The following is a 22,374-nucleotide window of genomic DNA, read 5'->3' on the forward strand; positions in this document are numbered from 1 at the left end:
GTTTAGCGTCGGGAGTGTTGAAGCGGATTGCGGAGGTTGGGGATGCGCGGGCGCCGGCAAGGGCGCAGACGTCAGCCCGGCTTGGCCGGCATCGCTCGGAGTTGCCCTTCGCGCGGGGGCATCACGGGGCAGGGGCGTGGGCCGCCCGCATGGGACGGGGTGCGCCTACCCGGGGCGGGAGGTGCCGCGGCGGCGGCGAGTGGCGGGTGTGTCCAATCCATGGGACGCTGTCAATGAGGCTTGATGAAGAGCCCTCATTGTCGGGGAATAGCGTCCCACCGCGGGTCTGATAATGTGGCGCGCGAGTCCTATATTGTTGCTGCTCGCTTGTCCGGCCAGTCGCCCGCCCCAGGGGGCGAGGAATGATTTTGCATGCCCGCGTCTCAGAAGGCGTAGCGCATGTTCGCGTTGACCGCCTTGTCGACGTTGTACTTGCCGAAGGCGGAGCGTTCGAAGCCCAGGCTGAGCCGGGTGTGTTTCCTGATCCTGGCGTTCACGCCAAGCTCCATCAGCATCCGGCCATCCTTGCCGTGGCTGACGCGGGTTTCGCCGGCATCGTCACGCAGTACTGTCACGCCGGGGGCGCGCAGGTCGTATTGGTAGCTGAGCCCCGCGAACGAGGTCAGTTCCCAGTGCGCGCCCTGGAACGTCTTGCCGGCCGCCACGCCGACGCGCCCGATCAACGGGTTGTCCCGCCCATGCCGCACGCTGACGTTGGACGCGTTGTGCTGCCAGTCGAAGCGGTGGCCGGGCACTGCGCCGTACACCAGTTCGACCTGGGGTTCGACGTACATGCCCTTGGCGACGGCGAGGCGCCATCCGGTTTCGGCGCCGAGATACCAGGAATGCGAGCTGCGCTCCTGACGCGACAGGCCCATCGCCGGCATGGCGTAGCGGTCGAGGTTGCGCAGGTATTTGCCGATCACGTCGATATACAGCCCGGAGCGGAACAGGGTCGAGGCGTAGAGGCCGCCGCCGGTGGATCGGGTCTGGCCGGAGAAGGCGTCGCCGCTGTAGCGGTTGTCGGTGTGGGTCAAGGTGGCGCCGGCGAAGACGCTGGCCCCGCTGAACGTGAATTTGCGGTCGGCGCCGACCTGCAGAAGCGTATAGCGGTTCGAATAGCCGGTCCGGGCCGAACCGGAACCGCTCATCACGCGGGCCCAGCCGCCGGTCTCGCCAGGGGCGTCGCGCAGGTCCCCCATGCGGCGGTTCAGGTGATTCACTTCGGTCAGAAAATTGCGATAGTGGACGTCCATGAAGTTGCGGCCGTTGTCGACGTTTTTTTCGACCCGCCGCCTGTCGACGCCTTGCAGCACCCATTGCGTGGCGGTGTCGGTCTCGACGACGCCCACCAGCGGGATCAGGCGATGGAAGGCGAACTCCCGCTCGGGCGCGCTGATGGTGAAGACGTCGTTGCGGGAGCCCTTGGGCGCGGCGACCAGGACGACGGGCGCGGCGGGATTGGCCGAGGAGCGGGTCAGGGCGGGAGCCAGCGAGGGGGCCAGCCGGACATGCAGCGCGTTGTTCTGGCCGGTCAGGGACTGCGATACCGTGATGCGGTCGGCGGACTGGCCGTCGGTGGCTATGAACACCCGACTGTCGTCCAGGGCAAGCGAATCGACGCTGAGGGACGTGAAGCCAGGTCCGCTGGCCATATCCACCTGGACGCGGTCGAGCTGCGCCGATTTTGCCGACGATGCCGACTTCACCTGCCAGAACAGGTTTCGCATGGCCACGTCGGAGGCCGGCGCCGCGATGTCACCGGCATAGGCCGCGCGCGGCCCGTCCTGGGCGGCGGGTTCGCTGCCGCCCAGGTCGATGTGCGCGGCGTGGCTGGACAGAATGTCGCCGAACAGGCGGGTACGGGACCCGGTATCGAGGCGGCTGTCGTGGCCGGTCAGGGCCCAGGATGCGGCCGAGTAGGTCGTCCAGGGCGCATCGGCGGCGGCCGCGGCCAGCATCGACAGCGCGGCAGCGGTTTCCACTTGCACCACGCCATCGGAAATGATGCCGGCATGGCTGGTCACCCTGGCGTTGTCCTGCAGGCGCACCCGGGAACCGGCGAACCGGCTGGGGCGGTCCAGCACCGTGTGGGCCGAAGCGATATACGTTTCGCTGTCGCTGCCATCGATGCCGCCGCTGAAGTAATCCGCGATGTGGAGCGTGGAGTGGTTCGCCAGCGTCACCTGCCCCTTGAACCGGCTGCGATCCGCATCGTCGCCGGCCTTCGATTCACCGGCAGTCGGCGTGGTCTTGATGCCATTGCCGTCGTTCAGGTCGATGTACACGAAGCTGCTGCCGAGGGTGACGGAGGAGCGGTCGGCATGGATATCGGTGGCGAGGTCGGCATTCCGGCCAAGATGGAAGTCCGCGTCCCGCAGTTCGAGCGACGCCATGCGGAACCGGCGTGTCTGCCAGTCGGGTTGCGTGAAGGACACGGGTTGGGTCAACACCGAATCATCGCCCGTGGCCTTGAGCTTGTTCGCGATGGCGACCGTGCTGGCGGCATGGGTGACCGGGTGCCCCTGCAGGTAAAGCTGGCCGTTGTGCTGGACGACCGTGCCGGTGGTGTCGATACCGCCATCGATGGCGAAGCTGTCTTGGGCGCTCGCATCGACGGTATTGGCGATGTTGATGTTGCCGGCGAAATGGCCATGCCACATGGTGGCGGCGTGGGTGACGCCGGGCCGGCTGAAGTCCAGGTTCACGGTGGCCAGCGGGCCGCTGTTGGCGAGGATGGCGCCTTCGTCGGCGCCGTTCAATTGATGGAAGACGAGGTCGTTGCCGTTGATGTCGAGCTTGCCCCCGCGGTAACCCCAACTGATGTTGTCGGGATCGATTTGCCGGCCGTCGGTCAGGACCAGGGTGGGGCGACCGCTGACGATGCGGGCGGCGCTGAACGCTTGCTGCGTTCCGGCCGCATCCGCCTGTTGCGCCAGGATGACCGTGCCGTCGCCGACATTCAACTTGCCGGGGTTGGCCCCGGTGGCGGCGATCCTGAGGGTGCCGGCGCCCAGCTTGTGGAGGCTGTCCGCCTCGACGCCGTTGACTTGCCAGTTGACCGTGCTGCCTTCGTTCACGACGATGCCGCCGCCCCGCCAGGTCTGGATATCGGCGGGCTTGACGGTGTAGTCGCCGTCGAAGGTGAGCGCGCCGGCCCCCTGGTCCACCGGCTGCGCCAGGACGATAGTGCCGCCGCCCTGAAACGTCACGTCCTGGCCGTTGTCCAGGGCGTCGGGGCCGGCGGCGTCGAGCCGGCCGCGCACGTCCCACGAGGCCGGGCCCTGGGTCAGCGCGCCGGCGCCGGTGGCCTCGTCGTGGGTCCAGAGGAGGTCGCCATCGGCGGGGGCCGTGATGACGGGCGCCGCGGTCCGCTGCTGCATGACGTCGAGGATGTCTTCGAGGGGGATCACCGTATGGTGGGTGGTGATTCCGGTTATCTCGGTATAGCCGCTCAACACGCCCAGCACGACCCATTTGCCGTCGCGGGCGTCCCAGGCGAAGAGCGGCGATCCGCTATCGCCGGGCACGCCGTAGGACGCCATCGGTCCCTGGGCCGGGTCGTACAGGTCGCCGGAATGGGAAAGGAATGTCCAGAACGAAAAAAAAGGGCTTCCGACCGTGCCGCCCGTGCGGTAGAAGTAGGCGCGCTGGAGGTCGGTGATCTTGCCGGTCCGGTCCCGAAGGTATTGGTGGCCGGCCCCCACGCGATAGAAGACGGGAAAGCGGGTCTGGTCGCCATAGACGGGCAATCTGCCGGCGCGGGTCATGTCCAGGGGCGCTGCCTCGGTCACGATCTTGTTAAGCCTGGGCGTATGGAAATCGAGCCGCGCATGTTCGTTGCGGTTGACGATCGTGTAGGTGGTGTCGTCGCGATTGCCAAAGATCACGCGCCGATAGCCGCGGTTGTGCTTGACGCTGATGATGTGTCCGGGCGACACCAGGGTGGCGACGCCGGTCCGGTCCACGGAACCGAAATCGATCATGGGAGCGCGATTCAAGCTGGCATAGGGCTTGCCCGCCTTGTCGTACAGCGGGATGTCCTGGGCGCCCGGCTGGAAGGCGCCCTTGTTTTCAGCGAAGTCGCGATAGGTCTGATAGGGGAGGTCGGTGCCGACGACGGAAGCATGGATCGGCGTGGCGCCCAGCGCCGCCATCACGATCGACGCGCGGCCCAGGAACGGGCCGAGGCTGTCGCGGAAGCGGCCGCCGGGGGCCTTGGCGGTGACGTGGCGGATGCTGGGCGGCTTGTGTTTGCAATCCATGCGGCGCTTTCAATGAGGCATTCGGGAGCGCTCATTGTCATGGATTGGCGTCTCACGGCGAGTCCGATAATGTGGTGTCCGGACCCCGCCGCGGACCGGGCCGCCGCTTCAGTCGCCGCCGGGACGGCGGCGGATGATCTTGAAGGTGGCGGTGGCGCGCGCCACCAGTTCGCCGTCGGCGCGGCGGATGTCGCCCTCACAGAAGGCGATGGATCCGCCGCGGCGCAGGCAGCGCGCCTCGATCACCAGGTCGCCGGTGCCGGGCGACAGGAAGGTGGTGTTCATGTCGATGGTGGCCATGCCCTCGGTGGCATCGGCCGAACCACGCGCGGCCGCGCTCAGGGTGAAGTCCAGCACGCTCATCAGGGTGCCGCCGTGCACGTCGCCGCGGCTGTTGGTCAGGTCCTGGCGCCAGGGCAGCGAGGTGCGGGCGTAGGCCGGCGCGATGCTTTCGGGCACCAGGCCGATGAAGCTCATGAACGGGATGGCCAGGCCGAAATATTCGCCGGTGGCGGGGGTTGCGGTTGCAGTCATGGAGGTGGGCACGCAGGGAAAGGGAACGACGGGAATTTGGCGGTCATAATATCCACTTTTACGCCGCCGGCCCGCGAGGATGCGGCGGCCATGGCCGTTTTTTTCGGTGACCGTACTTTTCGCGCCCGTGTGCGCGCCATGCGGTCGCCGATCCGTTTTCCGCCGACATGAGCGACGTCACCCGCAAGATCGTACATATCGACATGGACGCGTTCTACGCCTCCGTGGAACAGCGCGACAACCCCGAACTGCGCGGCCAGCCGGTGGTGGTGGCGTGGACCGGGCCGCGCTCGGTGGTGTGCGCGGCGTCCTACGAGGCGCGCCGCTTCGGCGTGCATTCGGCCATGTCGGCGGTGCGCGCGCAGCGGCTCTGTCCGCAGGCGGTCTACGTGCCGCCCGACTTCAACCGCTACCGCGAGGTCTCGCGCCAGATCCGCCAGATCTTCGCCCGCCATACCGACCTGATCGAGCCACTGTCGCTGGACGAAGCCTACCTGGACGTCACCGTCAACAAGCTGGGGCTGCCGTCGGCCACCGAGGTGGCGCAGGTGATCCGCCAGCAGATCCGCGCCGAGACCGGCCTGACCGCGTCGGCCGGGGTGGCGCCCAACAAGTTCCTGGCCAAGATCGCATCCGACTGGAACAAGCCGGACGGCCAGTTCGTGATCCGTCCGAACCGGGTGCTGGAATTCCTGCAGCCGCTGCCGGTGCGCAAGGTGCCGGGCGTGGGCAAGGTGACGCAGGCGCGCCTGGAGCAACTGGGCATCCAGACGGTGGGCGACCTCGCCACGCATGGGGTCCAGGAACTGGAACACTACTTTGGCCGCTACGGCCGCCGCCTGTATGAGCTGGCGCGCGGCATCGACGAGCGCGAGGTGCAGACCGACCAGCCGCTGCAGCAGGTGTCGGCCGAGACCACGTTTTCCGAAGACGTGCGGCTGGACGCGATCGGCGAGGCCCTGGACCGCATGGCCGAGAAGGTCTGGAGCCAGGCGCTGAAAAAAGGCGCGCTGGGCCGCACGGTGGTGCTCAAGCTCAAGACCGACCGTTTCCGCATCCTGACGCGCAGCCAGACCAGCCCGCATCCGCCGGCGTCGGCCGCCGAACTGGCGGCGCTGGCGCGGCTGCTGTGCGAGCGTGTCGACCTGCCGGCGCAGACGCTGTACCGGCTGGCCGGCGTGGGCATGAGCAATTTCGCCGACCCGCAGGAGCAGACGCGCCAGCCGGATCTGTTCGGCGGCGCGTTCTGAGGGGCGGGGGCAGCGCGCGCTGTCAGGCGGCGTCGAGTTCGCGCTTGATCGAGGCGTTCTTGATGGCCTTGCGGCAGCGGGCGACGTAGGCCGGGTCGTTGGCGCAGGCCAGTCCCAGTTCCAGCAGCAGCCAGTCGCGCAGCCGCGCGTCGCCGTGCTTGAGCCTGGGATCCATGGCATCGACGCGCGCGAACAGGGCGTCGAATTCCTGGCTATCGCGCGAGGCGCCGGCGCCTTTTTCTCGGACGCAGAAGGCGGGCACCAGGACACTCAGGCCGTCGCCGTTGTCGGGCGTGGCCAGATCGGGGTGTTGCGCCAGCGCGGCCCGCAGCGCGTCGTAGTCGCCGGCGTCGATGACCGGCTGCAGCGCATATTCGCGGCAGGCCGGGCCGATGCGCTTGTTGGCGCACAGATCGAGCGCGGCCTGCAGGCCGTCGCGGGCGCTGACGGCGGCCACCAGCCGACTCTTGATCGTATCGATTTCGTGGCGCTCGCTGCGCGTGTTGCACTGGGGCAGCAGCTTGAGCGCGGCGGCGGCGTCGCCATGGTCGGCCGCGTCGCGCAGCAGGATGCGGTAGCCCTGGTAGCGGTTGTCTTCCTCGCGGAAGATATGGGTGACGCGCAACTGCTGGATGTGGGGTTCGGCCGCGGCGGCGCGCGCCGCCTGGCTGGCGCCCGAGTGCAGGGCCAGTGCCAGCGCGTCTTCGATGATGTGCAGGGTGATGTGATTGAAGACGATGTCGTCGCGCATCGGCGCGATGGCCTGCGCCATCGCGGCGGGCGCCAGGCGGGTGGCCTGGAACAGCAGGTACAGGCAGCGGGTGTAATCCAGCGTGCCATCGGCGTCGCCGGGGCGGCCATGGCTGCCGCGCCACAGGCCCAGCGTCACTGGGCGCGGCTCGCGGTAGCCCAGCGCCGAGCCGCCGCCCGCGCCCCAGCCGTGGCCGTTGTCCGGCTCGGCGGCCAGGCGTTCGATCACGGGCGCGATGGCGTCCGACAGGCGGCGCAGGGCCGCGGGGTCGGCCTGCAGTGGATCGGGCAGGGTGGCGTCATAGCGCGACTCGAAATGCTGCCGCGCCAGGTTGATCGCCGCCACGCAGTCGCCGATCGCCCCGCGCAGCGGCGGGGCCAGGGCGTCCAGCGTGTCGGCGGCGCCGGCCATGCTCACGCGAGCCGGCCCTTGACCTGCTGCGACAACGCGGTCATGTCGGCGCGGCCGGCCAGCGACTGCTTGAGCAGCGCCATGACCTTGCCCATGGCCGGGGCGCCGGTGACGCCCTGCGCGGCCACTTCGGCCAGCGCGGCGTCGATGGCGGCAGACACTTCCTCGGGCGTGGCGGCCTGCGGCAGGAATTCCTGCAGCACGACCAGTTCGGCCTTTTCCTGCTCGGCGGTCTCGGTGCGGCCGGCCTGCTCGAACGCGGCGATGGATTCGCGGCGCTGCTTGACCTGCTTCTCGATGATGGCGGTGATCTCGGCGTCGGTCAGGTCGCGGCGTTCGTCGACTTCTTTCTGCTTGACGGCGGCCAGCAGGAAACGCAGGGTGGCGAGGCGCTCGGCCGCCTTGGCGCGCATGGCGTCCTTGACGGCGTCGGAGAGGCGGGTCTTGAGCGTAGCGGTGCTCATGGGGGAACCTTTGTGGTGTTGCGTCAAAGGCGCAGTGTAACCGTGGGGCGGTGATCCGTGGGGCGGCCCCGGCGGGCGCGGATTTTGCGCCTCCTTTTTAAACATGTATTATTAATGCATCTTTAAAAAGGATGGCCCAGGCGCCGTCCGCAGCGCAAGGAGCAGTCAATGTTGAGCCCGCAGATCCGCGTCCTGGTCAAGGCCACGGCCCCCGTCCTGAAAACCCATGGCGAGGCCCTGACGCGCCATTTCTACGCGCGCATGTTCCAGCACAATCCGGAACTCAAGCACATCTTCAACCAGGGGCACCAGGCGGGCGGCGAGCAGCAGCAGGCGTTGGCCGGCGCGGTCGCGGCCTACGCCGAGCATATCGACGACCCGTCGGTGCTGGCGCCGGTGGTGACGCGCATCGTTCACAAGCACGTCAGCCTGGGCATCCGGCCCGAGCACTACGCCATTGTCGGCAAGCACCTGCTGGCCTCGATCCGCGAAGTGCTGGGCGAGGCCGCCACCGATGAACTGGTCGACGCCTGGGCCGCCGCCTATGGCCAGTTGGCCGACATGCTGATCGCCGCCGAGGCGCGGTTGTACGCCGAGTCGGCCGCCAAACCGGGCGGCTGGACCGGCTGGCGCGCGTTCCGCGTGGTCGGCAAGCAGCCCGAAAGCGCCGAGATCACCTCGTTCTACCTGGCGCCGGCCGATGGCGGCGCGGTGCCGGCCTATCTCCCCGGCCAGTATGTGTCGGTGCGCGTCTACGTGCCGGAGCTGGGATTGATGCAGCCGCGTCAGTACAGCCTGTCGGACGCGCCGGGCCAGGACCGCCTGCGGATCTCGGTCAAGCGCGAAGCGGGCGGCGCGCACGGTCCGGCCGGACGCGTGTCCAATGCGCTGCACGACCGCCTGGAGGAAGGCGGCGTGCTGGACGTGGCGCCGCCGCAGGGCGACTTCCACCTGCGCGAGGACGGCGACGCGCCGGTGGTGCTGCTGAGCGGCGGGGTCGGGCTGACGCCCATGGTGTCGATCCTGAACCACTTGGTGGCCAACGGCGATGCGCGCCAGATCCGCTTCGTGCACGGCTGTCGCAATGCCGCGGCGCACGCCATGAAAGATCATGTCAACGACATCGCCGCGCGCCGCGGCAACGTGCGCAAGGCGGTGTTCTACGAGCAAGTCGGCGACGCCGACCGCCCGGGCCGCGACTACGACCATCATGGCCGGGTCGACCTGCGCGCCATCCGCGACGAGGCCATCGTGCCGGATGCCGATTACTACCTGTGCGGCCCGTCCGGTTTCATGCGGGCGCAGCGCGAAACGCTGCTGGCGCTGGGCGTGGCGCCGGGCCGCATCCACGCCGAGGCCTTCGGCAGCGGCGGCGCGCCGGCCTGAGCGGTGTATCCTGGCGTCCATGCAACTGACCCGATTCACCGACTTCGGCCTGCGCGTGCTGATGTATCTGACGCAGTGCCGCGACCGGCCCGCGGCGGTCACCATTCCGGAGATCGCCACGCGCTTCGACCTGTCGCGCAACCACCTGGTCAAGGTGGTGCATTTCATGTCGCAGCGCGGCTGGGTCAGCACGGCGCGCGGCAAGGGGGGCGGCCTGGCGCTGGCGCGCCCGGCCGGCGAGTACCGGCTGGGCGACCTGGTGCGCGAACTGGAACAGCAGGGCCCGCTGATCGACTGCCGCGAGCCGCCCTGTGCGCTGGACGGCGCCTGCCGCCTGGCGGGGGTGCTGGCGCAGACCCTGCAGGCGTTCTACGACGCGCTCAATGGCTATACCCTGGCGGACCTGGTGCGCGATCCGACCGCCGCGGCCATCATCAGGCTGCATCGCGCCGCCTGACGGCGGCGCCGGCGGCTCGCCGGGGGCCGTGGGCGTGACGTTTGGCGGCGAGGCCGGGCCATGAGCGCCGTCCATGAGCCGCGGTTATGGGTGCTGGGGCTTTGGTGATTTGCGGTCATCCGTCCCCCGCTTCAGAATAAGACCGTCGCCATTTTCTTATCGGGATGCAGGCTATGCGGGTATGCGTGATCGGCGCCGGGGTCGTGGGCGTGACCTCGGCTTATTTCCTTGCCCGCCAGGGCCACGAGGTCGTGCTGGTCGATAGCCACGCCCATCCGGCCGAGGTTTCCAGCTACGCCAACGGCGGCCAGCTCAGCTACAGCTACGTCGCGCCGCTGGCCGGGCCGGGCGTGTTGCCGAGCGTGCCGGGCTGGCTGCTGCGCGAGGATTCGCCGCTGCGTTTCCGGCCGCGGCTGGACCCGCATCAGTGGCGCTGGTGCCTGCGCTTCGCGCTGGCCTGTCGCGCCTCGGTGGCGCGCGAGTCCACCGCGCAATTGCAGGCGCTGTCCTTTCTCAGCCGCGACGCCATGCATGCCTTGCTGGAACAGGAAAACCTGGAATTCGGCCATCTGCGCAACGGCAAGCTGATCGCCTACCGCAGCGCGGCCCTGCTGGACAAGGCGCGCGCGCTGGTCGCCTACCAGGCGACCCACGGCGCCGAGCAGCAGGTGCTGGACGCCGCCCAGACGTTGCAGCGCGAGCCGGCGCTGGCCGGCATGGGCGCCAGCCTGGCCGGCGCCATCTACACCCCGAGCGAAGAGGCGGGCGACTGCCGCCAATTCACGCAGGCGCTGTTCGAGCGGCTGCAAGCGCTGCCCAACGTGCATTGCGCCATGTCCAATCCCGTCGCCGGCCTGCAGCGCGAGGGCCGGCGCATCGTCGCGGTGCACGCCCAGGACGGCGACATCGGCGCCGACGCGGTGGTGCTGGCCACGGGCATCGGCACGCGCGCCTTGCTGCGACCGCTGGGCCACGATGTGCCGCTGTATCCGCTCAAGGGCTACAGCCTGACCGTGCCGCTGGCGGACGACGATACCGTGGCGCCGCGCATCAGCGTCACCGACTACGAGCGCCGCATCGTCTATGCGCGGGTCGGCGGGGTGCTGCGGATCGCGGCCATGGTGGACATCGGCAGCGCCAATGCCGACATCGATCCGGCTCGCATCGCGCTGCTCAAGCGCCAGGTGCGCGAGGCGTTTCCGGCGCTGGACCTGGCGCAGGCGATTCCCTGGGCCGGGCTGCGCCCGGCCACGCCCACCGGCAAACCGCTGATCGGACGCAGTTCCGCCGCCGACAACCTGTGGCTGAACATTGGCCAGGGCGCGCTTGGCTTCACCCTGGCCTGCGGCAGCGCGGCGCTGCTGACGGCGCAGATGGCGGGGCTGGATACGCCGCTGGACCCGCTGCCGTTCAGACCGTGAGGGTGGGGCCGCGCCGCGGGGGGCTGCAACTCGCGGGCCGGCACTTCGGGGGCTGGTATTTCCCGGGCCTCCGCTGCCTGGGTCTCTGCGTCCCAGGCCTGCGTTCCCCGCCCACGACGGCCTGGGATATGGCGGCCTCGGGAATGTCCATTTCAAGGTAGTCCCTGCCTGTTCATCGGCAGACGGGCGCTCGCGCGCTCAATAGGATACCGGTCATCCGCCACCTGCGCGGCGCCGAGCGCCGCGGCGGAGAGCCGATTTCCCTTCCGCGAGTGAACCCATCATGTCCTACCTGTTTCCATTGTTCGCCATCCTGTTCTGGGCGGGCAATGTCATCGTCTCCAAGATGGCGGCCAGCGCCATTTCGCCCACCGCCATTACGTTCTACCGGCTGATCCTGGCGCTGGCGATCATGGGCCTGTTCACGGCCGTGCCGGCCTGGCGCAACCGCCATGTGATCCTGCGCCACTGGCCCAAGCTGGCGCTGTACGGCGGACTGTCGTCGGCGCTGTTCCAGGCGCTGTCGTACCGCGCCGCCGAGACCACCACCGCCACCAACATGGCGATCCTGACCGCGTTGATCCCGCTGCTGAGCATGCTGCTGAGCGTGGTCATCCTGCGCGATCCGCTGACCCTGGGCATGGCGGTCGGCGGCGCGCTGTCATTCCTGGGCCTGCTGTACCTGGTGGGGCAGGGCGAGATGCTGAGCGTGTTCCAGCACGGCATCCACGTGGGCGACGGCCTGATGCTGATGGCGGCGTTTTCCTACGCGCTGTACGGCGTGCTGCTGCGCCACTGGAAAGTGCCGCTGCCGGCGTGGCAGTCGACCTTCGTGCAGTCGATTTTCGCGCTGCTGTACATGCTGCCGCTGTACCTGCGGGTGCCGGCCGCGCAGGCGGCGCTGGACATGAAGACGATTCCGCTGATCCTGTATGCCGGCATTTTCTCTTCGGTGCTGCTGTCGTTCCTGTGGATCGAGGGCGTGCACCGCCTGGGGCCGAACCGCTGCAGCATCTTCATCAACCTGCTGCCGTTGTTCACCGCGCTGGCCGCGTTCGTGTTGCTGCGCGAGCAACTGCATTCCTACCACCTGCTGGGCGGCGCGGTGACCTTGCTGGGCGTGCTGCTGGCGCAGACGGTGCAGCGGCCGCTGTTCGGCCGCGCCCGGGCCGCCGCGCTGGCTGCCGGCAAGGCGTGACGGGCGCCGGCGCGGTTCACTCCCGTTCAAGACGGGACGGGGCCGGCGCCGCATAGTGGCTCTCTTTGAACGGAGAGCCCATGAGCCTTTTCCAGAAAACCGCCATCGCCCTGGCGCGCAGCCCGGGCGCCGGACGCGCCATGCGCGCATTGGCCGCGCGCACCCCGCTGGCGCGCCGCTTCGTCGGCGGCGCCGATGTCGAGGCGGCGGTGCGCACCGCCGCGCGGCTGCGCGAGGCGCACGGCATCCGCGCTTCGCTGTTCTACCTGGGCGAATACGTGGCCGACCCGGCGGCGATCGAACACAACACGCAACAGGCCATGCAGGCCTGCGCCGCGCTGGGCCGGGCGGGGCTGGACGTGCACGTGTCGATCGATCCCACCGCCATTGGCTACATGCGCGACGATGCGCTGGGGCGCGGCAATGCCCGGCGTATCGCGGCGGCGGCGCGCCAGGCCGCGGGCGGCGGGCGCGACTGGGTGGTGCTGGACATGGAGGACTCGGGCCTGCGCGAACGCACCTGCGCCTTGCACGCGGAACTGCTGGGCGCCGGCCTGCCCGCCGGCCTGACGCTGCAGGCGCGCCGGCGCCGCACGCCGGTCGACCTGGCGTGGGCCATCGGCCAGCGCACCTCGCTGCGGCTGGTCAAGGGGGCGTTCCCGGAACGCGCGCTGGATCATGCCGGCCGCGCCCATATCGACCAGGCCTACCTGGACGCGGCCGCCATCATGCTGTCGCCCCAGGCGCGCGCGGCCGGCTTCCTTCCGGTCTTCGGCACCCATGACGACCGCCTGGCCGGCGCCATCATGGCCTTGGCGCGCGAGCGGGGGTGGGGGGCGGACGAGTTCGAGTTCGAGATGCTCTATGGCGTGCGGCCCGACTGGCAACTGGCGCTGCGGCGCCTGGGCTACGCCGTCCGGGTGTACCTGCCATTCGGGGCGGACTGGTGGCCCTATGCGGTCCGGCGGGTGGGCGAGCATCCGCGCAATGCATGGCTGCTGGCGCGGTCGTTGGCCGCGGAAGGGGACTATTTCGGGTAGCCTGTCGCCAGTGGCCGGGCTTGCCGAGGCCGCGCCCGAGCGTTTTTCACTGGCGGTTTTCCGATGGCGGTTTCCCAACATATCTGGCATTGCGGCGCCGGCCTGCCCGGCGATGTGCTGATCGCCGACCTGCGCGCCTACCGGTACGACGCGCATTTCCACGACGCCTGGTCGATCGGCGCCATCGCGCGCGGGCGCTGCGCCTTCACGGTGCACGGCCGCCCCTTCGAGGCGGGCGAGGGCGATCTGGTGGTGATCGCGCCGGGCCAGGTGCATACCGGCGGCACGTCGGCCGGCCTGCTCGCCTACCGCATGGCGTACATCGAGCCGGCCTGGTTCCAGCAGCACGCCCTGGCGCTGCGCGAGGGCGGACTGGACCTGCCCGGGCCGGTGATCCGCGACGCGCCCCTGTGCGCGCAATGGCTGGCCGCGCTGGCGCCTGACCATACCGATGACGCGGCGCGCCGCGGCGACCTGTCGGCGGCGCTGTTCCGGCTGTTGGCGGCGCATGGGCGGGCGCCCGCCGAGGCGGCGCGAGATGGCGCCGACGTGTGCGAACTGCTGTGGCAAAGGATGCGCGCCGATCCTGCCTGCGCGCCCGACCTGGAGGCGCTGGCGCGGGCCGATGGCCGCCACCGCAGCACCCTGGTCAAGCAGTTCGCGCGCCGCTACGGTCTGCCGCCGCAGGCCTGGCTGCGCAATTGGCGGGTGGCGCGCGCCCGCGCGCTGCTGCGCGGCGGGCTGCCGCTGGCCGAGGCGGCGCTGGCGGTGGGCTTTGCCGACCAGGCGCACCTGACGCGGGTGTTCAAGCAGGTCTATGGCAGTCCGCCCGGCGTGCTGCGTCGATCGGCGGCCCGCAAAGCCGCCGAATGACATTCCCATGGCTCATGTAATGAGCGATGAATGATCGGTTGAATCAGGGGTTTTTACCGGATTTAATCGCATCATATGGCGTCCGTCGACGCCGTATTGATTGATTCAAGGGAATGTGAAGATGGACTCGCAACGCATCACGCTGCGCGCCGCGGACGGCGTGCCGCTGGGAGGCTACGTGTGGCGTCACGCCGACCCCGATCCGGCCGGCCCGCGTCCGGTGGTGGTCATCAATGCCGCCACCTCGGTGCGCTGCCGCTATTACGCGCGCTTCGCGGCCTACCTGCACCAACACGGTTTCGATGTGCTGACCTACGACTATCGCGGCATCGGCGAGTCGCGTCCGGCGTCGCTGCGCCGTTTCCGGGCGTCCTGGATGGATTGGGGCGAGAAGGATTTCGAGGCGGTGCTGGGGTATGTGCGCCACCATTTTCCGGGCCAGCCGGTGGACGTGGTGGCGCACAGCATCGGCGGCTTCGTCACCGGGCTGGCGCCGTCGGCCAGCGGGTTGCGGCGCATTTTCACCATGGGGGCGCAATATGCCTACTGGCGCGATTACGCTGCCGGCCAGCGCCTGCGCATGCTGGCCAAGTGGCATGTGGTGATGCCGCTGCTGGCCGCCTGCCTGGGTTACTTCCCCGGGCGTCGGCTGGGCTGGCTGGAGGACACGCCTCGCGGGGTGGTGCGTGACTGGAGTTTCATGGGCGCGCGCTTCGAGGGGCGCGGCGGGCCGGATCGCCGCGTCGCCGCGATGGCGGCGGTGACCGCCCCGATCCTGGCGCTCAGCGTCACCGATGACGAATTCGGCACCGAAGCCGCCATCGCCCGGCTGCTGGCGTATTTCACCGGCAGCGCCCGCACCCACCTGCGCCTGGCGCCGGCCTCGCTGGGGTTGGACGCGATCGGCCATTTCGCCTTTTTCCATGACCGCTTTCGCGACACGCTGTGGCCGATCGCCCTGGGCTGGCTCAGCCGCGGGGAGCGGCGGCTGGCGGGGGCGACGCCCATACGTTGTGACTGCGTGGCGTCTCTAGCCGATAGTCCGAGTATTTCCGCTTGAAGAACTCCGCGCCCAGTGTTTCGGCCGCCAGCAACGGATTGCGGGGATCCGCCGCGATCTCGCCTCGGCTGTTGCCGGCGCCGTGGACCACCCCGACGAAATCGGCGTGGGTGTAGCGCGCGAATTCCTGCACCTGGTGCACCACGCCCAGGATCGCGCCGGGATAGGTTTCCTCGGACGCCACCGCCAGGGCCAGGCGCTTGCCGGCCATGCGCGCCTTGACCGCCCCGGGTTCGGGGCCGGTGCCGGCGTAATGCGTGAACGAGCGGTCGAAGAATGCCTTGGTCTGCGCCGACATGCCGTACCAGTAGAGCGGGGTGCAGAACAGCACGCCGTCGGCGGGCAGGAAGTGTTCCAGGAACAGCTCGGCGTAGCGGTCGTCCGGCGCCGAGGCATGGCGCAGGTCCGGCAGGAAACCCTTGATGTAATCGTCCAGGAACAGCAGGCTGGCGTGGCTGCCGGCGGCCTGCGCGCCGCGTTGCGCCGCGGCGCCGAGCGCGGCGCTGTTGCCGTCGCGGCGAGGGCTGCCGGCCAGAATCAGCAGGCGCTTTGATTGATGAGCTGGATTCATGTTTGTATGCCTCGATGAGTGAAACGAAAAGGGAAGATACGAGGCAAAATTTACGCAGCGGCGCGCATCGGGACAAACGAGGATTTCTTGACTAAGATGAGTTGAATTCATCTGGATGGCACGCCATGTTTGCTTCCCTGCCGGTCACCGCCCTGCGCGCCTTCGAGGCCGCCGCGCGCTTGCGCAGCTTCAAGGCGGCCGCGGCCGAGCTGGCCGTGACGCCCACGGCGGTTTCGCATCAGATCAAGGCGCTGGAGCGCCACGCCGGCGTGGCCTTGTTCGACCGGGTGCCGCAGGGCGTGCGCCTGACCGACGCCGGCGCGCGGCTGTTCGCCAGCGCGCACGGCGCCTTGCTGGACATCGCCCAGACGCTGGATGCGCTGCGGCCGGCCAGCGCGGCCGGCGCGCTGACGCTGTCCACCACGCATTCGTTCGCGGCGCTCTGGCTGGTGCCGCGGCTGGGCCGCTTCTACCAGGCCTATCCGCAGTACCAATTGCGCCTGCAGGCGCAGGCCGAGACGATCGACCTGCTGCAGGACGCCAGCGTCGACGTGGCGATCCGCTACAGCCGCCAGCGCTATCCCCTGCTGCATGCGGCGTGCACGCTGCAGGAGCGGTTCGGGGTCTACGGCGCGCCCGCGGTGGTGGCGCAGGCGCGGCGGGCGCGCCCCGCGCTGGTGACCGTGCGTTGGCGCGATTCGGCGCTGTATGACGAGGGCTGGCTGCAGTGGTGCGAGGCGGCCGGGCTGCCGGCCTGGCGCAAACCGGCGGCGCTGCACGCCTATGCGGAAGAGCACTACGCGTTGCAGGCGGCCATCGCGGGGCAGGGACTGGTGCTGGCCAGTTCGGTCATGGTTTCGGATAGTGTCGCGGCCGGCACGCTGGTGCCGCTGCGTCCCGAGGTCAGCGTGGCCGGCGCGGCCTACACCGCGCTGTGCGCGCCGGGGCGCGAGCGCCATCCGCCGGTCAAGGCGTTCCTGGCGTGGCTGCGGCAGGAATTCAAGGACTAGCGGCGGCGTTGGTCGATGCGTGCCGGTCGACGCGCATTCACGGCCGTGCCGGTCGCGGCAACAGCGGCAAGATTGCCAGCATGGCGCCGCCGGCGGCCAGCCAGGCCAGCGGCCAGGACGTGGCCGCCACCAGCCGCGGCAGCGCCAGCGGCGTCAGGAACAATCCCAGGTAGCCGCAGGTGTTGGCCAGCCCCAGCGCGGTGCCGGCGCGGGCGGCGCCGGCCAGCGTGACCAGTTCGGTGTAGGCCACGCCGTGCCAGGCCGAGGCGCAGATGCCGGCGGCGGCCAGCAGCACGGGCACGGCCAGCAGCGCCGCGCGGTTGCCGGGAACCGCGCCCTGGAGCCAGGCCGCGGCCGCCAGCGCCACGAACAACACACAGCCCAGCCAGACGCAGCCGCGCAGGTAGGCGCGGCGATTGCCGTGGCGGTCGGTCCAGCGGCCGCCGGCGATGCGCGCCACCATGGCGCCCAGTTGCACCGCCACCATCACGGCGGTCAGCGTGGCGATGCCGGCGCCGCTGAAGTCATGCAGGAATACGGTGGCGAACGTCAGCACCGCGAATTGCGGGCAGCAGAGCAGGCCGATCGCCACCGCCGCGCGCCATACCCTGGCGTCGCGCAGGGGGCTCGACGCGGCGGCGATCGGCGTGTGGGTTGCGGCTCGCGAGGGCGGGGAGGTTGTCGGGGTGTTGTCGCCGGCGTGGGAGGCTGCGGTGGAGCCGGCCGCCGTGGCGGGGTGCGCCCGATCCGGCTCGCGCAGCCATCCCAGCGTCAGCAGCGCGGCGCCCGCGCACAGGCCGGCCAGCAGGCCGAAGACCGCGCCGAAACCGGCCCGCGACGCCAGCCAGGGCAGCACCAGCGCGCCCAGTCCGCCGCCCAGCGGCACGGCGGTCTGGCGGATGCTCATCGCCAGGCCGCGCTCACCTTCGTCGAACCACGCCATCACCGCGCGACCGCTGGCGCCGTTGACGCTGCCGCCCATCACGCCCACCAGCAGCAGGCCCAGCGCCAGCAGCCACAAGGCGGGCGCGACGCCGTGGGCCGGCGCGGCGAACAGACTCATCCAGGCCAGCGCCGCGGCCGTCGCGCCCAGGCCGCCCAGCAGCACCGGCCGGTCGCCCCAGCGGTCGGCCAGCAGGCCCCAGGGCAGCTCGAACAACGCCACGCCCAGGCCGAGCACGCCGAGCGCCAGGCCCAGGGCGTCGTTGTCCAGTTGATAGTCCGCGCGCAGGAAGACGGCGGTGGCGGGCAGGCCGGCCGCCGCCGCGGAGAAGGCAGCATTGGCGGCCACCCCCACCGCCAGCACCTTCCAGCGGTGGGTGGGGCGCACGGCAGGGGTTGGGGCGGAGAGCGCGGAGGCGGGCAGGGACATTACGGTTCCAGATGGGATTGACGCGGCAAAGTCTGCGCCCGTAACATCATTCTGAAAATCGGGAAATTTTTAACTAAAGGTTTTGAAAAACAGGATGATAAGGCCTGTCACCTTTGACCTGGACGTGCTGCGCAGCTTCGTCGCGGGGGTGGAGCTGGGCAGCTTCGGCCGCGCGGCCGACCGCCTCGGGCGCTCGACTTCGGCCGTCAGCGCGCAGTTGAAAAAACTCGAGGAACAGGCCGGCGTGCCGCTGCTGCGCAAGGCCGGTCGCGGCCTGGCGCTGACCGACGCGGGCGAGACCATGCTGGCGTACGCGCGCCGGCTGCTGGATCTGAACGATCAGGCTTCGGTGGCGGTGCGCGGCACGCGCTTGCAGGGGCGGGTGCGCCTGGGGCTGCAGGAGGATTTCGGCGAGATCCTGCTGCCGCGCGTGCTGGGCCAGTTCGCCCGCGCCCATCCGCAGGTGCGGATCGAAGCGCGGGTGGCGCGCAATGCCGAGCTGCTCGAACGCGTGGCGGCGGGCGAACTGGACCTGGCGCTGGCCTGGGACCATGACGCGGCGCGGCCGCATGGCCAGCGGCTGGCTGAACTGCCGCAGTGCTGGATCGGTCCGGCCGCGACGGGCCCGGCGCGCGATGCCGATGGCGCCTGGCCGCTGGTGGCGTTCGAGGCGCCCTGCCTGTTCCGCAGCCGCGCCACCGATGCCCTGGACCGCGCCGGCATCGCCTGGACCTCGGCTTTCATCAGCCCCAGCCTGGCGGGCCTGTGGGCGGCGGTCAGCGCGGGGCTGGGGCTGATGGTGCGCACGCCGCTGGGGCTGCCCGCCGGGTTGCGGGTAATGGCGCCGGGCGAGCAGGGCCTGCCGTCGTTGCCGCCGTTGTCGCTGTCGCTGTATCACGCGCAAGGCCGGCCCGGCCCGGTGGCCGCGGCCCTGGCCGATATCGTGCGGCGCTGCGTGCGCGACAGCGTCGCGGCGCTGCCGGCCATGCCGGGCCTGCCGGCGCGCATCCCTTCCGAGGAGGCCGAGCGCCTTGAACCGATTCCATGAAATGACTGTCTTCCTGGCGGTGGCCGAGGCCCAGAGCTTTGCCGCCGCCGCGCGCCGGCTGGCGATGTCGGCGCCGAGCGTGACGCGCAGCGTCGCGGCGCTGGAGCGCCGGCTGGGCACGCTGCTGCTGGTGCGCACCACCCGCAGCCTGCGCCTGACCGAAGCCGGCCAGCGCTACGCGGCCGATTGCCGCGCCATTCTTGAAGCCGTGGAGCAGGCCGACGACGCCGCCGCCGGGGCGATGGCGGCGCCGCGCGGATCGCTGCGCATCACCGCGCCGGCGCGCTTCGGTGAACTGCACGTGATGCCGGCGGTGCTGGGCTACCTGCGCCAGCACCGCGAGGTGTCGGTGAACGCCCTGCTGGTGGACCGCGTGGTGAATCTGCTGGACGAGGGCGTGGACGTGGCGGTGCGCATCGGCGCCTTGCCCGACTCCACCCTGACGGCGGTGCCGGTGGGGCAGGTGCGGCGGGTGGTGTGCGCCTCGCCCGACTTCCTGCAGCGCCACGGCACGCCCGACAGTCCCGACGCGCTGGCGCGCTTTTGCACCATCACGGCCGCGATGGAAGGGCGCGGCGCGCAATGGCGTTTCCTGCAGGACGGCCAGCCGCGGCGCCTGCCGCTGGCATCGCAGTTGACGGTGACTTCGTTCCAGGCCGCGGTGGCGGCGGCCTGCGAGGGCTGGGGGCTGACCCAGGTGGTGTCCTACCAGGTGGCGCGCGACCTGGCCAGCGGCGCTTTGCAGGTGGTGCTGCGCGACTACGAAATGGCGCCGCTGCCGGTGCACGTGGTGTATCCGGAAGGGCGCAAGAGTTCGGCCAAGGTGCGCAGCTTCGTCGACTTCTGCGTCGACGCGCTGCGCCGCGACCTGGCGGCCCTGCCGGCTTGATCCTTTCACTGGCGGCAATGGTGTCTTGCGCGCCGTGGCCGTTCCCCGGCGGGCGCGGGCGGTTCAAGATGGAGGCCTGTTTCCTCTATCCGAGATACCCCATGTCCGCCGCTCCCCTGACGTTCTACAGTTTTCCCCTGTCCGGCCATTCGCACCGCGTGGCCCTGATGCTGTCGCTGCTCGATGTGCCGCACCGCAATGTCGAAGTCGATCTGCGCAGCGGCGCGCAGAAGCGGCCCGAGTTCCTGGCGCTGAACGCGTTCGGCCAGGTGCCGGTGATCGACGACAACGGTGTGGTGGTGGCCGATTCCACCGCGATCCTGGTGTACCTCTGCAAGCGCTACAACGGCCAGGCCTGGCTGCCCGAGGACGCGGTGGGCGCGGCGGCGGTGCAGCGCTGGCTGTCGGCCGCCTCCGGCCCGCTGGCGGCCGGCCCGGCCGCGGCGCGGCTGGTGACGGTGTTCGGCGCCCCGTATGACGTGCCGGCCACGCTGGCGCGCGCGCATGCCTTGCTGGCGGTGATGGAGCGGGAGCTTGCGGCCACCGGCTACCTGGCCGGCGCCGCGCCGACGCTGGCCGACGTGGCCTGCTACACCTACGTGGCGCATGCGCCGGAAGGCAACGTGTCGCTGGCGGATTATCCGCGGGTGCGCGACTGGCTGGCGCGGATCGAGGCGCTGCCGCGCTTCGTGCCGATGGTGGCGTCTCCCGTGGGATTGCGGGCGGCGTGAACGCAAGCGCCCGCGCGCAAGGAGCCTGACATGAATACGACCACGACGAGTCCGCTTGGCGCCGCGCCGGCCGGCGGTTCGACGGCCGCCACGACGGCGACCGGCCAGCCGGCCGCGGCCGCGCCCGCGACGCCCTGGCACGCGGGCGAACTGCGGTTGCAGGCGCATATCGGCATGGCCGAGCGCATGGCGCAGGTGGGCGCGAAAGTGATCCGGCCGTACATGCCGGACCAGCACCGCGCCTTCTTCGCGCAACTGCCGTTCCTGGTGGCGGGCGCGGTCGATGGCCAGGGCGATCCCTGGGCGGGCGTGCTGGAGGGCGAGCCGGGCTTCGCCGTGTCGCCGGACCCGCAGACCCTGCAGGTGGCCGCGCTGCCGGATGCCGATGATCCGCTGCGCGCCGGCCTGGGGCCGGACCAGCCGGTGGGCCTGCTGGGCATCGAACTGCACACGCGCCGCCGCAACCGCATGAACGGCCGCATCACCGCCTGGGACGGCAGGCGTTTCGCGGTCACGGTGGCCGAGTCGTTCGGCAACTGCCCGCAGTACATCCAGGCGCGCGATTTCCATTTCTCGCGCTCGCCGTCCCTGCGTTTTCCGGGGGCGGCGCGCGAGCGGACCGGTCTGGCCGACGCCGACCGGGCGCTGATCGCGCGCGCCGACACGCTGTTCGTGGCGACCTATGCCGACACCGACGAGGCCGGCCGCCGGATCGACGTCTCGCACCGTGGCGGCATGCCGGGGTTCGTGCGCGTCGACGGCGACACGCTGACGATCCCGGATTTCTCCGGCAACCGCTTTTTCAATACGCTGGGCAACATGGTGCTCAATCCGCGCGCCGGGCTGCTGTTCATCGATTTCGAGCGCGGCGACGTGTTGCAGGTGTCGGGGCGCGCCGAGGTGATCCTGGACAGTCCGGAGATCGCCACCTTCGCGGGGGCCGAGCGGTTGTGGCGCGTCCACGTGCGGCGGGTGCGGGCCAGGCCGGGCGCGCTGGCGCTGCGTTGGCGCTTTGGCGGCTATTCGCCGACCGCGTTGGCCACGGGGCAGTGGCCGCAGGCCGCCACGGCCTGACGCGGGGCCGCTCGCCGGGCGCCGCGCGCGGCGACTGCTTGAGCGGCCAATGGCGGGGGGGCGCCAGGGTCAGGCGCGGTCGGCGCCGACCTTGCGCACCACGGTGTCGTCCGGCGCCAGCGCGCGGCCGTCCTGGGCGCGGATCTCCAGGCGCCGCACCGGCTGGCCGCGCTTGCGGTCGATGAGTGTGGAGTGCGGCTCGGCGGGGCCGTAGTAATGGTCTTCGCCCCATTGGCGCAGGCCGACGATGACGGGAAACAGCGCCTGGCCTTTTTCCGTCAGTACGTATTCCTGGTAGGCGCTGCCGTCGGACGCCGGCGCGGCCGCCAGGATGTCGTGCGCGACCAGGGTGCGCAGGCGGTCGCTGAGGATGTTCTTGGCCACGCCGAGGCTTTTCTGGAATTCACCGAAGCGGCGCACGCCGTCGAAGGCGTCGCGCACGATCAATAGCGACCACCAGTCGCCGATGGCGTCCAGCGCGCGCGCCACCGGGCAGGCGGCGCCTTCGAGACTGGTGCGTTTGACCATGTCGTCCTGACCTTTGCCGCGCATCGCGGCGGGGAAAGATG

20 protein-coding genes are annotated in these 22,374 nt (G+C 70.3%); 13 read left to right on the top strand and 7 right to left on the bottom strand.

The window, feature by feature from the left end; translation table 11 throughout:
• Positions 1-383: 383 nt before the first annotated feature.
• Together AAID08_RS10100 and AAID08_RS10105 are read right to left on the bottom strand one after the other, a co-directional pair.
• A complete protein-coding gene (locus AAID08_RS10100; protein ID WP_395757590.1) occupies positions 384-4,265 on the bottom strand; it encodes a S6 family peptidase in 3,882 nt (1,293 codons plus the stop codon).
• Positions 4,266-4,373: 108 nt separating this feature from the next.
• Positions 4,374-4,799 carry a PaaI family thioesterase gene (locus AAID08_RS10105; protein ID WP_054503814.1) on the bottom strand — a complete coding sequence of 142 codons (426 nt, stop codon included), beginning with the start codon at positions 4,797-4,799 and terminating at the stop codon, positions 4,374-4,376.
• A 167-nt stretch (positions 4,800-4,966) separates the two neighbouring features.
• Between AAID08_RS10105 and dinB the strand changes: the two genes are divergently transcribed.
• On the top strand, positions 4,967-6,049 hold the full coding sequence (gene dinB, locus AAID08_RS10110; protein WP_054503813.1) for a DNA polymerase IV: 1,083 nt from the start codon (positions 4,967-4,969) through the stop codon (positions 6,047-6,049).
• Between the two features lie 22 nt (positions 6,050-6,071).
• On the opposite strand, the gene AAID08_RS10115 is transcribed toward dinB, so the two are convergent.
• Both AAID08_RS10115 and AAID08_RS10120 read right to left on the bottom strand, forming a co-directional pair.
• The gene (locus AAID08_RS10115; protein WP_395757591.1) at positions 6,072-7,211 is read right to left on the bottom strand and encodes a hypothetical protein; all 1,140 of its coding nucleotides are present in this window, start codon (positions 7,209-7,211) and stop codon (positions 6,072-6,074) included.
• A 2-nt stretch (positions 7,212-7,213) separates the two neighbouring features.
• Positions 7,214-7,675, bottom strand: a complete 462-nt coding sequence (locus AAID08_RS10120; protein WP_054503811.1) for a GatB/YqeY domain-containing protein — start codon at positions 7,673-7,675, stop codon at positions 7,214-7,216.
• Between the two features lie 168 nt (positions 7,676-7,843).
• On the opposite strand from AAID08_RS10120, the gene hmpA reads away from it, so the two are divergent.
• The 7 genes from hmpA (at position 7,844) to AAID08_RS10155 (ending at position 15,110) form a co-directional block, all read left to right on the top strand.
• On the top strand, positions 7,844-9,061 hold the full coding sequence (gene hmpA, locus AAID08_RS10125) for an NO-inducible flavohemoprotein (RefSeq protein ID WP_175142963.1): 1,218 nt from the start codon (positions 7,844-7,846) through the stop codon (positions 9,059-9,061).
• A 19-nt stretch (positions 9,062-9,080) separates the two neighbouring features.
• Positions 9,081-9,518, top strand: a complete 438-nt coding sequence (locus AAID08_RS10130) for an Rrf2 family transcriptional regulator (protein WP_054503809.1) — start codon at positions 9,081-9,083, stop codon at positions 9,516-9,518.
• Positions 9,519-9,691: 173 nt separating this feature from the next.
• Complete coding sequence (locus tag AAID08_RS10135; protein ID WP_175142964.1) at positions 9,692-10,939, top strand: D-amino acid dehydrogenase; 1,248 nt, start codon at positions 9,692-9,694, stop codon at positions 10,937-10,939.
• A 283-nt stretch (positions 10,940-11,222) separates the two neighbouring features.
• Positions 11,223-12,137, top strand: a complete 915-nt coding sequence (locus tag AAID08_RS10140; RefSeq protein WP_054416136.1) for a DMT family transporter — start codon at positions 11,223-11,225, stop codon at positions 12,135-12,137.
• An 80-nt stretch (positions 12,138-12,217) separates the two neighbouring features.
• A complete protein-coding gene (locus tag AAID08_RS10145; protein WP_372416196.1) occupies positions 12,218-13,177 on the top strand; it encodes a proline dehydrogenase family protein in 960 nt (319 codons plus the stop codon).
• A gap of 63 nt (positions 13,178-13,240) precedes the next feature.
• Positions 13,241-14,050, top strand: coding sequence for an AraC family transcriptional regulator (locus tag AAID08_RS10150; protein ID WP_336235488.1), 810 nt, complete (start codon positions 13,241-13,243; stop codon positions 14,048-14,050).
• Positions 14,051-14,171: 121 nt separating this feature from the next.
• Positions 14,172-15,110 carry an alpha/beta fold hydrolase gene (locus AAID08_RS10155; protein WP_395757592.1) on the top strand — a complete coding sequence of 313 codons (939 nt, stop codon included), beginning with the start codon at positions 14,172-14,174 and terminating at the stop codon, positions 15,108-15,110.
• Here the strand turns inward: AAID08_RS10155 and AAID08_RS10160 are convergent.
• Positions 15,019-15,681, bottom strand: a complete 663-nt coding sequence (locus AAID08_RS10160; RefSeq protein ID WP_395757593.1) for a flavodoxin family protein — start codon at positions 15,679-15,681, stop codon at positions 15,019-15,021. The genes AAID08_RS10155 and AAID08_RS10160 overlap by 92 nt on opposite strands.
• Before the next feature lie 125 nt (positions 15,682-15,806).
• On the opposite strand from AAID08_RS10160, the gene AAID08_RS10165 reads away from it, so the two are divergent.
• Positions 15,807-16,691: a LysR substrate-binding domain-containing protein gene (locus AAID08_RS10165; RefSeq protein WP_054518896.1), complete on the top strand. Its 885-nt coding sequence runs from the start codon at positions 15,807-15,809 to the stop codon at positions 16,689-16,691.
• Between the two features lie 37 nt (positions 16,692-16,728).
• Here AAID08_RS10165 and AAID08_RS10170 read toward each other — a convergent pair whose 3' ends face one another.
• Positions 16,729-18,063, bottom strand: coding sequence for an MFS transporter (locus tag AAID08_RS10170; protein WP_395757594.1), 1,335 nt, complete (start codon positions 18,061-18,063; stop codon positions 16,729-16,731).
• A 97-nt stretch (positions 18,064-18,160) separates the two neighbouring features.
• Here AAID08_RS10170 and AAID08_RS10175 point away from each other — a divergent pair, with 97 nt between their 5' ends.
• The 4 genes from AAID08_RS10175 to AAID08_RS10190 all read left to right on the top strand — a co-directional run bounded on the left by AAID08_RS10175 (position 18,161) and on the right by AAID08_RS10190 (position 21,805).
• Positions 18,161-19,111, top strand: a complete 951-nt coding sequence (locus AAID08_RS10175) for a LysR substrate-binding domain-containing protein (RefSeq protein WP_395757811.1) — start codon at positions 18,161-18,163, stop codon at positions 19,109-19,111.
• A gap of 1 nt (position 19,112) precedes the next feature.
• On the top strand, positions 19,113-20,000 hold the full coding sequence (locus AAID08_RS10180; protein ID WP_144655177.1) for a LysR family transcriptional regulator: 888 nt from the start codon (positions 19,113-19,115) through the stop codon (positions 19,998-20,000).
• 101 nt (positions 20,001-20,101) lie between these two features.
• Positions 20,102-20,731: a glutathione S-transferase family protein gene (locus AAID08_RS10185; protein ID WP_020927112.1), complete on the top strand. Its 630-nt coding sequence runs from the start codon at positions 20,102-20,104 to the stop codon at positions 20,729-20,731.
• 30 nt (positions 20,732-20,761) lie between these two features.
• Positions 20,762-21,805, top strand: coding sequence for a pyridoxamine 5'-phosphate oxidase family protein (locus AAID08_RS10190; protein ID WP_240317318.1), 1,044 nt, complete (start codon positions 20,762-20,764; stop codon positions 21,803-21,805).
• Positions 21,806-21,874: 69 nt separating this feature from the next.
• Here the strand turns inward: AAID08_RS10190 and AAID08_RS10195 are convergent, their stop codons facing one another.
• Entirely contained in the window at positions 21,875-22,333 is a 459-nt protein-coding gene (locus tag AAID08_RS10195; protein WP_395757595.1) for a winged helix-turn-helix transcriptional regulator, read from the bottom strand.
• Positions 22,334-22,374: the final 41 nt, after the last annotated feature.

The sequence above is a fragment of the Achromobacter sp. EB05 genome (assembly GCF_044232075.1).
Lineage (GTDB): Bacteria > Pseudomonadota > Gammaproteobacteria > Burkholderiales > Burkholderiaceae_B > Achromobacter > Achromobacter dolens.